This window comes from Methanoregula boonei 6A8, from assembly GCF_000017625.1.
In the GTDB taxonomy this organism is placed as follows: domain Archaea; phylum Halobacteriota; class Methanomicrobia; order Methanomicrobiales; family Methanospirillaceae; genus Methanoregula; species Methanoregula boonei.
The window spans coordinates 1602263-1615296 of record NC_009712.1; the positions used below are offsets into that span (position 1 = coordinate 1602263).

The window sequence follows — 13034 nt, forward strand, 5'->3', positions numbered from 1 at the left end:
GCCAAAGGTAAATATTTTATTTCATTCTGTGTTTCAAAAATTGCTTCTTAAGGAAAATTTCTATTAGAATCCCTTTTTTCAATACCTGGGATATGATAATTCACCCGGTCCGGATCCCGGAACGATAACAACGGGAATACCGTGCCGTAAGGGTGTACTGGAAACTGTCCCGGATAATTTCGGAGATTATACATGGCCGGCGTGTCCTACCTTGTCGCATTCCTTGCAGGGATCGTCTCATTTCTTGCGCCCTGCGTCCTGCCTCTCGTACCGGGTTTTCTCATCTATCTTGCCGGGACTTCGGTGAAGGAGGGATCGGGAAAACGCTGGGACATCGTCCTTGCAAGCCTCCTCTTTGTCGCCGGCTTCTCGATTGTCTTTGCCCTCCTTGGGGTCCTCTTAAGTACGATCCTGAACTCTGTTACGTACAGTGTGCAGCTCTGGCTGTCGAGAGCCGGGGGGCTTATCATCATCTTCTTTGGGCTCTACCTGGTCGGCCTGATCCGGATCGGCTGGCTCGAGCAGGAGCACAAGTTTTCTGTGACCGGGATAAAATCGAAGTACCTTACCTCGTTTGTATTCGGTGTCGCTTTTGCTGCCGGGTGGACCCCCTGCGTCGGGGCAGCTCTCGGGGCAATCCTGGGGCTTGCCGCAACGGAACCGACGGTTGCGTTCACCCTCCTCCTTGCGTACTCGGCAGGGCTTGGCGTGCCGTTTATTATTACCGGGTTGTTTGCATCGCAGGCAGTGGGCTGGATCAGCAAATATTCCCGGGTGCTGCATTACGTCAATATCGTTTTTGGCATCCTGTTGATCGTTATCGGTATCCTGATCTTCACGCAGACGCTCTCGCTCATCGCAAACCTGCCGGAGCTCAACGGGTTCCTTCTGGGGAGTTGAAAAAACCATGGAAAAAAGAACACTGGCACTTATCGGGGCGCTCATCCTCATCGCAGCGGCCATCATTGTCCTTACGCCGCTTTCCCCCAACAGGTCTTTTACCGGAACAGCAGTAGCGCCGGGGAACAGGACCGCAATAAACGCAGAAAAGGCGAAACTGTACCCGTACGCAAAGGAGATTGCAGAGCCGTCGGGGTTTGTAAACGTCGACAATATCACTATCGCAAGCCTTGTCGGAAAGGATGTTATCCTTGTGGACTTCTGGACGTACAGCTGCATCAACTGCGAGCGCACGATCCCGTACCTGAACCTGTGGTACTCAGAATATCATGACCAGGGCCTCGAGATCATCGGGGTCCATACCCCTGAGTTCCAGTTCGAGCACGACATCAACAATGTCAGGATGGCAGTCCGGAAGTTTGGTATCCAGTACCCCGTTGTGCTCGACAACAACTACGCGACCTGGGATTCGTACGGGAACCAGTACTGGCCCGAGGACTACCTTGTCGACATCGATGGCTTCATCGTGTACCATCATATCGGCGAGGGCGATTACAATGAGACCGAGGCCGAGATCCAGGACCTCTTAAGGGAACGGGCAGCGGCACTCGGCCTCAATATCACCATCTCAAACACGACCAGTGTCCCGTCAGATGCAGTTGCGGTAAACTTTTCTGCGGTTGGGAGCCCGGAGACGTACTTTGGTGCAGCACGCAACCAGTACCTGGCAAACGGGAACTCATCAGTGACCGGGCTCCAGACCCTTGTGATTCCCGCGCAGGTACAGCTCAACGGGTTGTACCTGTCCGGGACATGGGATTTTGCCGACCAGTACGCAGAAAACACCGGGAATGCGAGCATCGTGTTCCCGTACGAGGCAAAAAACGTCTACTTCGTTGCAAGTGCGGACAATGCCACGGCCGTGCAGGTCCTGCTTGATGGGAAACCGGTCACTGACCTGGCAGGTCCTGATGTTACCAACGGGACCGTCACGATCCAGGCAGACCGGCTGTACTCCCTTGTGCAGGGATCCGGTTATGGGACACATACGCTGGAGCTCGATATCCCGGAGCCGGGCCTGAATGCGTACACATTTACCTTTGGGTGAGAACATTAGAACCAGGAGAGAGAGTACCATGGATGAAAAACAGGGAACGGGAAAAAACGTAAAAAAAGCGACCTTTGCCGGCGGATGCTTCTGGTGCATGCAGCCGCCGTTCCGGGCGCTCAACGGTGTGATCGATGCGGTATCGGGATACGCAGGCGGAAAAAAGGAGAACCCGACCTACGAGGAGGTTTCGGGCGGGACGACCGGGCACCTCGAATCGGTGCAGGTGACCTATGACGAGGATAGGATCCCGTATGATACTCTCCTTGACACGTTCTGGAAGCAGATAGACCCGACCGATCCGGCAGGGCAGTTCGCGGACAAGGGGTCGCAGTACAAAACCGCCATATTCTACCACGACGACGAACAAAAACGGCAGGCAGAAGAATCGAAAAAGAAGGTCGAGGCTTCAGGAAAGTTTGCACACCCTGTTGCAACAGAGATCCGGCCGTACACGAATTTCTACCCGGCCGAGGAATACCACCAGGACTATGATAAGAAAAATCCCGGGAGATACCAGCAGTACAAGGCGTTGTCCGGCCGCGAATCATTCATCAGGAAACTCTGGGGTAAACCCCGCGTTGTCCGGGTCTACGCGACACCGGGATGTTCCGGCTGCCGTGCGGTTAAGGAATACTTAAAATCGAAGAATGTGGAATTCACCGAGATCGATATCGCCGCAGATGAGAGGGCAAGGACGCTTGTCATGGAAAAAACCGGCCACCTCGGTTCGCCCTATGTCCAGATCGATGATACCTTCATCTTCGGGTTTGACCGGAAAAAACTGGACCAGCTCCTGCAGGGAACTTAACTGATGTGGGTCAGGAATTCAGCCAGTTCTCCGGGCGATATAATAACAGGCATTATAAAGCCTGAAGGTGGCGACATATTTTCCCTGCCACAGGCTCAATGCTGAACACCTGAAGTCTTTACACGGCCTTTGGGATACTTTTTTTTATAACACATTGTTGACTGTGAAAATAGTAAAAAAGTTTTTAGTCCCAATTTTGAGGATTGCTTTTGTTAATCTTCATCTATAATCCCAATGTGCATTATCTTATTTTTAAGGAAATTACATAAAGAAAATGCTATATATCATGATTTGCTAAAGGAAATCGATTAAAAATGGGAAAACCTTATGACAGTGAAAAAGAAGCCAGTGCTAAATGCCGCAATGGAGAAAAAACTGTAAAAGATATGACAACGGGTAAATATCATAATGTTCGCGCCCGTCCAAAGAAGACTAAAAAAAGTTCTGGGCTGTTAACAGCTGACAAACTTGTCCCAATTAAGCATAAATGGGGACAATAAAACCGAAATAATTCCGTTGAATTTCGATCAAGCCATTTCTTTTCTTTCTGTCTAATTTTTGATATATTATTGCTGTGAGTTATTCTATATGAGCCCAGTCCCCAGTCCAGACAGTTATTCTATATGAGCCGAGAGAGGGACAGCGGCAAGCCGCCATCCCTCGGGGGGGCAGCCTTGATGCATGAGCGAATGACGTTCCACTGAGGGCAGCCCTTTCAGGGCTGTAATGACGACGGCCAAGAAGGGTATTCATTTTTACTTTTTTCAAAGTTGACTGAGTGACATTTTTAAATATACGTGGGTGAACAGCGAAAATAAAAACAGGGTACTAGGAAAGTTTCGCAAGCGATTCGCGGATAAATGCAGGGATATCTGCCGGTTTCCTGCTTGATACCAGGTTCCCGTCTACGACAACCTCTTTATCGACATATTCCGCCCCGGCATTTCTGATATCCTGGACAAGCGACATCCAGCCGGTGACCCTCCGTCCTTTGAGAACCTGGGCCGTAATGAGGAGCTGGGCCGCATGGCAAATCGCAAACACCGGTTTCTTTTTCTCAAAGAAATCTGCGGCAAACCGTACTGCATTGGCATCGGCCCGGAGCCGGTCCGGCGAGTACCCTCCCGGGATAAAGAGTGCATCGAAATCGTCTGCCGTGACGTCCCGGGCAGCTTTCTCAATCAGTACCGGGGTCCCGTATTCCCCTTTCACCGTGGATCCCGCAACCAGTCCCACGTGCACGATTGTGTGCCCGGCATTCCTGAACGCATCCACCGGCCGCTGATATTCGACATCCTGGAACATATCCGTAAGAATAACTGCAATCTTTTTCAATACTTCACCTCCTGCCCCTGACCGCTGTTGCGGTAAGGATTACGTGAACGAGTGCCGTTTTCCCAGATAAAAGCATTCATCGTACTCAGTTTTCCCCTGCGGATTTTGCCAGGGTCAATGGGTTTTTTACCTATGAGGTTTAGTATCATCCATCGGGTCCGGCCATGATGCGCACCATACAAGACCCGGACAGGAGAGACGATGACGGAAACACTGCGTGTTGAACAGGACCTTATTTCGGACCTGCTGGCCCGGCTTTCGGATAACGGCAGGAAAGGAAAAGAGGCTGCAATTGAAGCCCTTGCCGTAAGCACCGAAGACGATGACTGGAGACCGGATGAGCTGATTCGTCAGGGAGGCATAACGATCATCAGGGATATGCTGCAGGAAAAAAACGAGCACATCGTCTATTCAGCACTGCAGATTATTACCGCCATTGCGGCTGCCGGGGCAACAGAGGCGCTTATCGAAGAAGGCGTTATTGCCAGTCTGGACTCCCTGCAGGATTACAAAAAACCCGGAATAAGGGAAAAAGTCCGGGAAGCGCTTGCCCTGCTTCAGCCCGAGACAGAAGAAGCTGTGATATCAAAACCGCAGGACGAATATTAGGGACTGCAAAAGGGGTCTGTCAGGTTGTCAGCCGTTCTGGACCTGATCGCACAAAAGAAACGTGACAGCCTGCCTGAGACCTGACAGGACCGCCGGAGAACAAAAATAGCGTCAGGTACAAAAAAACGCAAGGACGGGTTTCTAAAACTCTGAAAGTCCCCTCGCAACAGGTAACAATCCATTGTTTATTTCTTAAAGAAAAAACCGGCAGGTTTTCCCTCTTTTTTAATATTCTTTTCCTGTGTTTCAAAATTTGTTTCAAAACCTGTTTTTCAGGCGAGGTGCTATAAAAGGCCTGTCTCTAACCAGAAAGCAGTCAGGATTCACTCCTGTGAAAAAAACACAATAGCCCGGGGAACTAATTCCCGCCAGGGTAAATGCAGGAAAAAAAGGTGACGCCCATGGAGGAAAAAACGCAGGAACTTTTAAAAAAATTCGAGCAGGACTACGAGGTCTATGTCAGCGCGACCGACAAACAGACCTACTGGATCATCTATGCAAGGATCCCCAAAGGAAAGGCGCAGGGCGTGCACAACCTGCATACCGCAAGGAAGTACATATCCGGGCCAAACCAGGAGGGAAATGTGCTTATCCTGCCCGACCCCGATAACTCCGATGCGTATCTCGCGGAATCCTGGGGGACAATGGAAACGATCGATGATTTTATTAAAAAAAGCCTCCCCCATATCCTGGCTGACAAGGAAGCATCAGACCAGAACGAGGGGACATGCGGCGCGAGCTGCAGCTGATACCTGAAAAAAAAGAGGTGTGAAATTATGGAGTTATTACCTCAATCACAAAAAAAGGTCCTTGAGATCCTTGGCACCGGTGGTGCCATGACCCACAAGGAGATTGCAGAAAAAATAGCCTATTCCCCAAGGACAGTACGGTATGCGTTAAAAAAACTCAAAGAAAAAAAGCTCCTCATACGGAAGATGAACCTGCAGGACATGCGTCAGGTCATTTACCAGTACCCGGTTCCTTCCCCGCAGGAAACCGGGGAAGCCAGGCAGTGATCCGGACTCCGCCCGGGTTATTTTCTTTTTTTTCAATAGTTTCAAACCTTGTTTCAAAATCTGATTTTCGTAAAAGCTTCTATTATATCTCCCAAAAGAAGGTCAGGATAATTAAAAAAAAATTCCCCCGCTTGGCCGGATTAAAACTCACTCATGCAAAAAGCGGGAGGAACAGGCACCAGGTAAAAAAAGAGCAGGTAGGGAGGCAAAAACATGCCAGAGGTCTGTATCGGATTTGAAGTGCACCAGCCATTCAGGCTCAACCGGCACTTCTCACCGGATCCAAAGAAGAAGGAAAAGGATCTGGAGGCACTCTATTTTGACGAACTCAACCGTGAGGTTCTGGAACGGGTGGCAGAAAAATGCTACCTGCCGGCCACCCGGATCATCCTGGATAAACTGGACGAAGGATTCTGCTGTACGTTCTCCTTTTCCGGTACGCTTATCGAACAGCTGGAACGGTGGAAGCCTGATGTCCTGTCCCTCTTTGACCAGGTTGCCCGGCATAAAAATTCCGAGATCCTCGGGCAGACATACTACCACAGCATTGCCGGCTGTTTTGGCGATAAATCGGAATTCATCGAGCAGGCCGGGATGCATGCCGACCTGATGTACGATCAGTTTAAGACCCGTCCGAATGTCTTTGAGAATACCGAGTTCACGTTCAACAACCAGATCGCCTCCTGCGTAAAGAAGATGGGATATGCCGGGATCTTCACCGAGGGAGTAGACCGGATCCTTGACTGGCGCAGCCCGCACCATATCTATTCCTGCAACGATCTGCCCGTCCTCCTCCGCGACGTCCAGCTCTCCGACGATATCGCGTTCCGGTTTGGCAACCAGGGCTGGGACAAGTACCCGCTGACTGCGGATACCTATGCCGGCTGGATCAGCGGTACAACGGGTGACGTGGTAAACATCTTCCTTGATTACGAGACCTTTGGCGAGCATTTCTGGAAAGAGACCGGGATCTTCAATTTCCTCTCCTACCTTCCTGAAGAACTAGAAAAACGGGGAGTCAGGACAATACTTCCCACGGAAGTCCTGGAACGTTACCCGCCGGTCGGCACGATTGATGTCGTGGACACTATCTCCTGGGCAGATGTTGAAAAGGATGTGTCGGCGTGGATGGGAAACGAGCGGCAGCATACGGCTTATTCGGCCATCCAGAAAGCAGCTGCGTTTGCTAAGGATAAGACCATCTGGCGGTACCTCCAGACAAGCGACCACTTCTATTACATGGCCTCCAAGTACGGGACCTGCGGCGAAGTGCACAACTATTTCAGCCACCACGAGGCAGAGGACGCATTTAAGACGTACATGTCCGTTCTTGCTGATTTTGAGAAACGGGAGGTCCGGTTCATGAAGAACAAGCGGTCGGCAAAGACGCTGCGGACCCTGACCCCGGAAGAGGCGTTCCATTTCGCCTCGCCCTCAGGCTATGTCGGGTATGCCGCATACAGCCTCGACCAGTTCTGCAGTCTGCTCAAGGTAGTACCTTCAGATTCGATCGCCTACCACCAGGAGCGGGGAGATATCGCGCACTGGATCGAACATGTCCTTTCAGACCAGAAATTATCCGGGGAGATCAACGGCATTACAGACCGGCAGGAGCTCTTTACGATACTTGACGAGAGGAGGAAACTGCTATGGAGTCACTTAACGTAGCATTTTTCTGCTGGGAATCGCTTTATGCCGAACGCGTAGGGGGGCTCGCGAGTGCGGCAACACGGCTTGCAGAGAGCCTTGCAAAAGATCACACCGTGCATTTCTTTACCCGGGGATGGACAAAAGACCAGGAGATCAATGGCGTCTCGTATCATTACTGCAGGCCCCAGGGGAACAACACCGTGCAGTACTGCGAGGACATGAGCAACCAGATGGTCGACCAGTTCCGGCAGTCCGACAGGAAAGAAAAGTTTGATATCCTGCACTTCCATGACTGGCATCCCGTGCAGGCGCTCCACCGGCTTCAGGACCGGGATACCATCCTTACATTCCATTCCACGGAGTACGGCAGGAACGGGAACCAGTACGGCGACTGGTGGGAGTATAAGGAGATCTCCGGCAAGGAATGGTATGGCGGGCTTATCGCAAAGAAGGTGACCGCGGTCTCAAGTGTCATGAAACGGGAAGTGATGCAGCTCTATAATATCCCTGACTGGAAATGCGACGTGGTGCCAAACGGTATCGTGCCGCAACAGTACCGGGCCAGTATCGATCCCGGGGACGTGAAACGGGCATACGGGATCCATCCCTATGCGCCCCTGATCCTTTTCATCGGCCGTCTCGTATACCAGAAAGGCCCGGACCTGTTTATCGAGGCTCTGCGGAAGGTGTGCCACGACCGCTGGGATGCAAAGGTGATTGTGGCCGGGGACGGCGGGATGCGGCAGTATCTCCAGGACCGGGCACGGGACCTTCCCGTCAATTTTGTCGGGTATATCCCGGACTCTGAATACATCCGGCTCCTGAATGCCTGCGACCTCGTGGTCATCCCGAGCAGGAACGAGCCGTTCGGCCTTGTGCTGCTCGAAGCATGGAGCGCGGAAAAACCGGTGGTGGCCTGTGATGTCGGCGGCCTTTCCGAGAACATCGACACGTTTGTCAACGGCATCAAGGTGCAGCCGGAACCGGATTCGATTGCATGGGGAATCGGTGCGATGATCGACGATCCCACGACAGCGCAGGTGCGGGGACGGAGGGGACGGGCAAAAGTGGACCGGCAGTTCCTCTGGAGCCCGATCGCACGCCGTATGGCAGACACCTATTCGCGGGCATGCGGGTGAACCCCATGGATGGGCGCTCGTTTCACGCGTCAGGATACGTATACCGTTCGATCGCAGGTAAGAATGAGGGAATCCTATGAGTTTATTCTCCCCGTACGTTTTAGGTGACCTCGTGCTTGCAAACCGGATGATAATGGCGCCGATGACCCGGTGCCGCGCCATCGACTGCAATGTCCCGGGTCCGCTCTCGGTCATATACTATGTCCAGCGGGCAGCGGCCGGTCTCATCATCACTGAAGGTTCCCAGGTCAGCCCGCAGGGCGTGGGGTTTATCCGGACGCCCGGGATTTATTCGGATGAGCAGGTTGCCGGCTGGAAGAAGGTAACTTCTGCCGTCCACCAGGCCGGGGGAAAGATGTTTATCCAGCTCTGGCACGTGGGCCGCGTGTCGCACCCGGATTTTCTCGACGGTGGCCTCCCGGTTGCGCCCTCTGCCCTCCCGGTCAACGAGGTGATTCACACGCCCTTGGGAAAGATGATGATCCCCATCCCACGGGCGCTCGGGCTTACGGAGATCCCAAAGATCGTGCATGAGTTCCAGGACGCCGCAGCCTATGCCAAAGAGGCGGGGTTTGACGGCGTCGAGATCCATGGGGCAAACGGGTACCTGCTGGACCAGTTCCTGCGGGACGGTTCAAACCATCGTACCGACCGGTACGGGGGAAGCCTTGCAAACCGGGCACGTCTTCCCATAGAGATAACAGAAGCGGTAGTTGCGGTCTGGGGTGCAAAAAAGGTAGGCTACCGGATCTCGCCGCACTTCAACCTCCATGCAATGTCGGACACGCACCCCCGGGAAACTTTCGGGCACCTGGCAGACCGGCTCAGTAAACTCGGCATCGCGTACATTCACCTTGTTGAACCGGTCGGCGGCAAACTGGGGGAGGTAAGCCCGGATGCGCAGATGGCCCCGCTCATCCGCAAGAAATTCGACGGGGCCCTGATCCTGAACGGGGGGTACGACAAAGAGAGCGCAACCCGGGTAATTGAAGACGGCCTTGCAGACCTTGTGGCATTTGGCACCCTGTTCCTTGCAAACCCGGATCTTCCCGAGCGTTTCAAGAGAGGTGCACCGCTGAACACGGAAGACCCGGCAACGTTCTATACCGGTGAGGAAAAGGGGTACACGGATTACCCTGCACTGGGAAAGTAAGACCGGTTTTTCCGGGATTTTTGTCCAGGTTCTGCCAGGTTGTCTGCAGTCCGGTTCTCTTTTTCTTTTAAAAAAAAATTGACAACCGGCCAGACCTCACAGAACCCTGTCATGATATATTCCCGTTTGGCACAAAAAAACAACAGAAGATACAATACCTGTCTTGTTTGTCCGGACAGGTCAGGAGGGAAAGAACCATGCAGAAAAAGACGGTGGAGGATGAAGAGGTATATGGGAAACGGGTGCTCGTGAGGGCTGATTTCAATGTGCCCATGGACCGGAACGGTACGATCGAAGACGACACCCGGATCCGGGCCTGTCTTCCCACGATCACCTATCTGATCGATCACCGGGCCCGGATCATCCTCTGCTCCCATCTCGGCAGGCCGCAGGGCAGGGTAGATGGGCACCTGAGACTGGAGCCGGTAGCGCGGCGACTGTCAGAACTCTTGCAAAGGCCGGTCAAGCCGCTCAGGGAGGCGATCGGACCCGAAGTTGAGCGGGCTGTATCCGGCATGGAAAACGGCGAGATCATCCTCCTGGAAAACCTGAGGTTCTACCCGGGCGATGAAGAGAACGATCCCGGTTTTGCCCGTGAACTTGCCAGTCTGGCGGATCTCTTTGTTAACGATGCCTTTGGCGCAAGCCACCGGGCACACGCATCGGTTGTAGGACTGGCAGCGTATCTTCCCTGCGTAGCCGGTCTCCTAATGGAAAAGGAGATCGAGAGACTCGGCAGTCTTCTTGAGAACCCCAGGAGGCCTTTTGCAGCCATCATGGGCGGGGCAAAAGTGGAGGAGAAGATCGGAATTCTGGAAAATATCATTTCCAAAGTGGATCTCATCCTTATCGGGGGCGGGATGAGTGCCACGTTTTTAAAGGGCCAGGGCTGGGATGCGGGAATCTCTCCTGTGGAACCGGACAAGATGGAAATAGTCAGGGCGATTATGCAGAAAGCAGGAGCCCTTGGTGTAAGGATCCTGCTTCCACAGGATGTAATTGTCACGGAAAAACTAAAAACCGGTGCCATTGCCCGGGGGGTGAGCGCACAGCAGATCCCCGCCGATAGCATAATAGCGGATATCGGGCCCCAGACCATTACGGAGTTTACAAAAGAGCTCAAAAACTGCCGGACTGTGGTATGGAACGGGCCGATGGGGGTCTTTGAGATCCCGCAGTTTTCCGAAGGGACAAAATCCATTGCCACGGCTCTTGCAGATCTCCATGCTATGACGATAGTCGGGGGTGGTTCAACGGCCGAGGCCGTGACAAAGCTCGGGCTTTCCGGCAAAATGACCCATGTCTCAACCGGCGGAGGAGCAACCCTCCTGTTCCTCTCGGGAAAGATACTGCCCGGGATAGCGGTCCTGGCGGACAAGGAGTGATATTCATCATTTTTGGGATTTTTTCCGCATCAGGCACAAGAGAAACGGAGGATGAGGGGATTTTCGGGTAACGTTCCCGGTCGTGCGGTCAGGTCACAGTCAAATCCGGATTGCAGAATCCAAAAGAAAAATGACAACCTGCACAAGACCTGACGGAACCGGGAGGCCTGGTACCTTAGATCTTCTGGTTATCGTTTACCTCTGAATGGATCGTTTCTCCAGAGCAAAACATCGTTTTTATACTTCAGATGCTGAGCCGGACTTTTTCCGGGAGCTCATCGTGGGAAATCCTCATGTACCTCAAGGTCCCCTCAACGCTGGTGGCTCGCGGTAAGAACCAGTCCCGCTTTCCTGATCAGGTAATAGCCTGCCCCAAGACCTACCACGATAACGCCTATTCCCATCAGTTCAATCCCGTACTCGATCCCACTCATGCCTGTTGGATCGAGCAGGATCACACTCCGTGCCACCGCAATAATTGCAAGGATAAGAACGATCTCCACGTGGATCTCTTTTTCCCGGAAGTACGCCTTGATGGTATCGAGCAATTCCACTCCAATAAGGATGAGAAGGAAGGACCCAAGCACCGAGATCACCTCCTGCACAGCATTAAGCTCGTGAGCTTCCAGTTGGGCAGAGTTGCCGGTTGCAAGCGATAAAACCAGGAAATACCCGAGATCTACGATAGCGACAATGATCACGGCAATCAGCATGAACATCAGGCCGGCATAGATAACTTTCTCAAACTTTTCGACAGCATCTATGATATCCATCAGGTATACCTCATACGACCCTTTCCCAAAAGACGCTCTTTAGGTATTTTTTGTACTCTCTTCAAGGTCCCGGATCCAACTCGCAACAGCCCGGAGCACGGTGATGGTCTTTTCGGTCTTGTGGAGTTTTCCGGTCTGGGTAAAAATCCCGTCATTATTCTGCGAGATCACTTCGCTTATCACCCATACGCCGAAGGGATCAGCCCTCACGGAAAGACCCCCGGAAAAGCCCGGGCAGTTGATGAAGAGTTCTCCCGATTCATAGTCAATGTCAATTTTTAGTTTGCGGTCATCAGTCTGTACCATCTTTTTCAGATACACGGACAGGTCGTGTGTTGTCAGGATCGTTTCAACATCTTCTGGTCGTAACATACGTTTCTCATCTCGTTTACTGCGGTTTGGGACAGTCCCTGCATGCTCCTTTTGGGAGATCCAAAAAAGGAGCGTTTCTTTTGTCACCCTCTGATACGGGGCCCCGGTCCGGCCAGGGAAAGGCACACAATGTTAAGATTGCCCGGTCTGTGTCATCTTCTTTGAGGGCCTGATGGTCGAAGGCGGGTTGGTATGGGCCGGGAGCTCGTCGCCATGGAGACGGGAATGGGCATCATGCCGGGGAGAAAGCACCGGTTTTACCTGCGGGTGGTGGGCTGCATGGGGAGGATTTGCGGGGTGGTGGCGTTCCCCTTCCCTGTTGCGTTCCTGGTCCTGCCCGGCGGATGAACCGCGGTGCGACTGCGGGTCGCGGGTATGTGTTTTGGGATCGTGGTGTGGTGACATAGGCAATACTCCCGCTGCCTGCTGATAAAACAATGTATAAATACAAGGCTTGTGGGGGAAAGAAAAATGTATTACCGCCAGGACCGGTCTCCTGCATCACGGACAGGCCGTTTGTAAAATCCCCTTGGCTCAGGGGACCACGAAAAAAGACCGGATGGGCACCGTAATTTTTTTTACTAACCGGACCGGGTATGCACCATTCAGGCAACCGGCATTTCCGGCATCATAGTCAGGAGTTCATTCCGGTCAATCTCAGGGTGCCGGGAGAGATACTCTAAAATTGCTGCCCTGCGCACTTCCGCAGATGCGTGGGTCGCACAAATGTGTATAAGTTCCAGGCTTGTTTTGAGAGCCATCATAACCGATCACCCCCTCTTT

16 protein-coding genes are annotated in these 13034 nt (G+C 52.7%); 11 read left to right on the top strand and 5 right to left on the bottom strand.

Annotated elements, in window-relative coordinates; genetic code table 11:
• Nucleotides 1-192 precede the first annotated feature (192 nt).
• The 4 genes from MBOO_RS08010 to MBOO_RS13935 all read left to right on the top strand — a co-directional run bounded on the left by MBOO_RS08010 (nt 193) and on the right by MBOO_RS13935 (nt 3319).
• Nucleotides 193-900: a cytochrome c biogenesis CcdA family protein gene (locus MBOO_RS08010; RefSeq protein WP_048068385.1), complete on the top strand. Its 708-nt coding sequence runs from the start codon at nt 193-195 to the stop codon at nt 898-900.
• Between the two features lie 7 nt (nt 901-907).
• Nucleotides 908-2008 (top strand): redoxin domain-containing protein, encoded by a 1101-nt coding sequence (locus MBOO_RS08015; protein ID WP_052291907.1) that lies wholly within the window; start codon nt 908-910, stop codon nt 2006-2008.
• A gap of 28 nt (nt 2009-2036) precedes the next feature.
• Nucleotides 2037-2819 (top strand): peptide-methionine (S)-S-oxide reductase MsrA, encoded by a 783-nt coding sequence (gene msrA / locus MBOO_RS08020; protein ID WP_012107088.1) that lies wholly within the window; start codon nt 2037-2039, stop codon nt 2817-2819.
• Between the two features lie 314 nt (nt 2820-3133).
• Nucleotides 3134-3319, top strand: a complete 186-nt coding sequence (locus MBOO_RS13935; RefSeq protein WP_157677641.1) for a hypothetical protein — start codon at nt 3134-3136, stop codon at nt 3317-3319.
• Between the two features lie 328 nt (nt 3320-3647).
• Here MBOO_RS13935 and MBOO_RS08025 read toward each other — a convergent pair whose 3' ends face one another.
• Complete coding sequence (locus MBOO_RS08025; RefSeq protein WP_012107089.1) at nt 3648-4154, bottom strand: type 1 glutamine amidotransferase domain-containing protein; 507 nt, start codon at nt 4152-4154, stop codon at nt 3648-3650.
• Nucleotides 4155-4355: 201 nt separating this feature from the next.
• Between MBOO_RS08025 and MBOO_RS08030 the strand changes: the two genes are divergently transcribed.
• From MBOO_RS08030 to MBOO_RS08065, 7 genes are all read left to right on the top strand, one after another.
• On the top strand, nt 4356-4763 hold the full coding sequence (locus MBOO_RS08030; RefSeq protein ID WP_012107090.1) for a hypothetical protein: 408 nt from the start codon (nt 4356-4358) through the stop codon (nt 4761-4763).
• A gap of 401 nt (nt 4764-5164) precedes the next feature.
• Nucleotides 5165-5512: a hypothetical protein gene (locus MBOO_RS08035; protein WP_012107091.1), complete on the top strand. Its 348-nt coding sequence runs from the start codon at nt 5165-5167 to the stop codon at nt 5510-5512.
• Nucleotides 5513-5539: 27 nt separating this feature from the next.
• On the top strand, nt 5540-5779 hold the full coding sequence (locus MBOO_RS08040) for a winged helix-turn-helix transcriptional regulator (protein ID WP_012107092.1): 240 nt from the start codon (nt 5540-5542) through the stop codon (nt 5777-5779).
• A 213-nt stretch (nt 5780-5992) separates the two neighbouring features.
• Complete coding sequence (locus MBOO_RS08050; protein ID WP_012107094.1) at nt 5993-7447, top strand: glycoside hydrolase family 57 protein; 1455 nt, start codon at nt 5993-5995, stop codon at nt 7445-7447.
• Nucleotides 7429-8568 (top strand): glycosyltransferase family 4 protein, encoded by a 1140-nt coding sequence (locus MBOO_RS08055; RefSeq protein WP_012107095.1) that lies wholly within the window; start codon nt 7429-7431, stop codon nt 8566-8568. Before MBOO_RS08050 ends, MBOO_RS08055 begins: the two co-directional genes overlap by 19 nt.
• A gap of 76 nt (nt 8569-8644) precedes the next feature.
• Nucleotides 8645-9721 (top strand): alkene reductase, encoded by a 1077-nt coding sequence (locus MBOO_RS08060; protein ID WP_012107096.1) that lies wholly within the window; start codon nt 8645-8647, stop codon nt 9719-9721.
• A 197-nt stretch (nt 9722-9918) separates the two neighbouring features.
• Nucleotides 9919-11106, top strand: coding sequence for a phosphoglycerate kinase (locus MBOO_RS08065; RefSeq protein WP_012107097.1), 1188 nt, complete (start codon nt 9919-9921; stop codon nt 11104-11106).
• Between the two features lie 311 nt (nt 11107-11417).
• On the opposite strand, the gene MBOO_RS08070 is transcribed toward MBOO_RS08065, so the two are convergent.
• The 4 genes from MBOO_RS08070 to MBOO_RS13940 all read right to left on the bottom strand — a co-directional run bounded on the left by MBOO_RS08070 (nt 11418) and on the right by MBOO_RS13940 (nt 13015).
• Nucleotides 11418-11879 carry a phosphate-starvation-inducible PsiE family protein gene (locus tag MBOO_RS08070; protein ID WP_012107098.1) on the bottom strand — a complete coding sequence of 154 codons (462 nt, stop codon included), beginning with the start codon at nt 11877-11879 and terminating at the stop codon, nt 11418-11420.
• A 39-nt stretch (nt 11880-11918) separates the two neighbouring features.
• Complete coding sequence (locus MBOO_RS08075) at nt 11919-12251, bottom strand: hypothetical protein (protein ID WP_012107099.1); 333 nt, start codon at nt 12249-12251, stop codon at nt 11919-11921.
• A 132-nt stretch (nt 12252-12383) separates the two neighbouring features.
• The gene (locus tag MBOO_RS08080) at nt 12384-12656 is read right to left on the bottom strand and encodes a hypothetical protein (RefSeq protein ID WP_048068387.1); all 273 of its coding nucleotides are present in this window, start codon (nt 12654-12656) and stop codon (nt 12384-12386) included.
• Between the two features lie 200 nt (nt 12657-12856).
• Nucleotides 12857-13015 carry a hypothetical protein gene (locus MBOO_RS13940; protein ID WP_157677642.1) on the bottom strand — a complete coding sequence of 53 codons (159 nt, stop codon included), beginning with the start codon at nt 13013-13015 and terminating at the stop codon, nt 12857-12859.
• Nucleotides 13016-13034: the final 19 nt, after the last annotated feature.

Coding starts and splice junctions, on each gene's coding strand:
- MBOO_RS08010 (WP_048068385.1), top strand. CDS start 193: ATGGCCGGCGTGTCCTACCTTGTCGCATTCCTTGCAGGGATCGTCTCA.
- MBOO_RS08015 (WP_052291907.1), top strand. CDS start 908: ATGGAAAAAAGAACACTGGCACTTATCGGGGCGCTCATCCTCATCGCA.
- msrA (WP_012107088.1), top strand. CDS start 2,037: ATGGATGAAAAACAGGGAACGGGAAAAAACGTAAAAAAAGCGACCTTT.
- MBOO_RS13935 (WP_157677641.1), top strand. CDS start 3,134: ATGGGAAAACCTTATGACAGTGAAAAAGAAGCCAGTGCTAAATGCCGC.
- MBOO_RS08030 (WP_012107090.1), top strand. CDS start 4,356: ATGACGGAAACACTGCGTGTTGAACAGGACCTTATTTCGGACCTGCTG.
- MBOO_RS08035 (WP_012107091.1), top strand. CDS start 5,165: ATGGAGGAAAAAACGCAGGAACTTTTAAAAAAATTCGAGCAGGACTAC.
- MBOO_RS08040 (WP_012107092.1), top strand. CDS start 5,540: ATGGAGTTATTACCTCAATCACAAAAAAAGGTCCTTGAGATCCTTGGC.
- MBOO_RS08050 (WP_012107094.1), top strand. CDS start 5,993: ATGCCAGAGGTCTGTATCGGATTTGAAGTGCACCAGCCATTCAGGCTC.
- MBOO_RS08055 (WP_012107095.1), top strand. CDS start 7,429: ATGGAGTCACTTAACGTAGCATTTTTCTGCTGGGAATCGCTTTATGCC.
- MBOO_RS08060 (WP_012107096.1), top strand. CDS start 8,645: ATGAGTTTATTCTCCCCGTACGTTTTAGGTGACCTCGTGCTTGCAAAC.
- MBOO_RS08065 (WP_012107097.1), top strand. CDS start 9,919: ATGCAGAAAAAGACGGTGGAGGATGAAGAGGTATATGGGAAACGGGTG.
- MBOO_RS08070 (WP_012107098.1), bottom strand. CDS start 11,879: ATGGATATCATAGATGCTGTCGAAAAGTTTGAGAAAGTTATCTATGCC.
- MBOO_RS08075 (WP_012107099.1), bottom strand. CDS start 12,251: ATGTTACGACCAGAAGATGTTGAAACGATCCTGACAACACACGACCTG.
- MBOO_RS08080 (WP_048068387.1), bottom strand. CDS start 12,656: ATGTCACCACACCACGATCCCAAAACACATACCCGCGACCCGCAGTCG.
- MBOO_RS13940 (WP_157677642.1), bottom strand. CDS start 13,015: ATGATGGCTCTCAAAACAAGCCTGGAACTTATACACATTTGTGCGACC.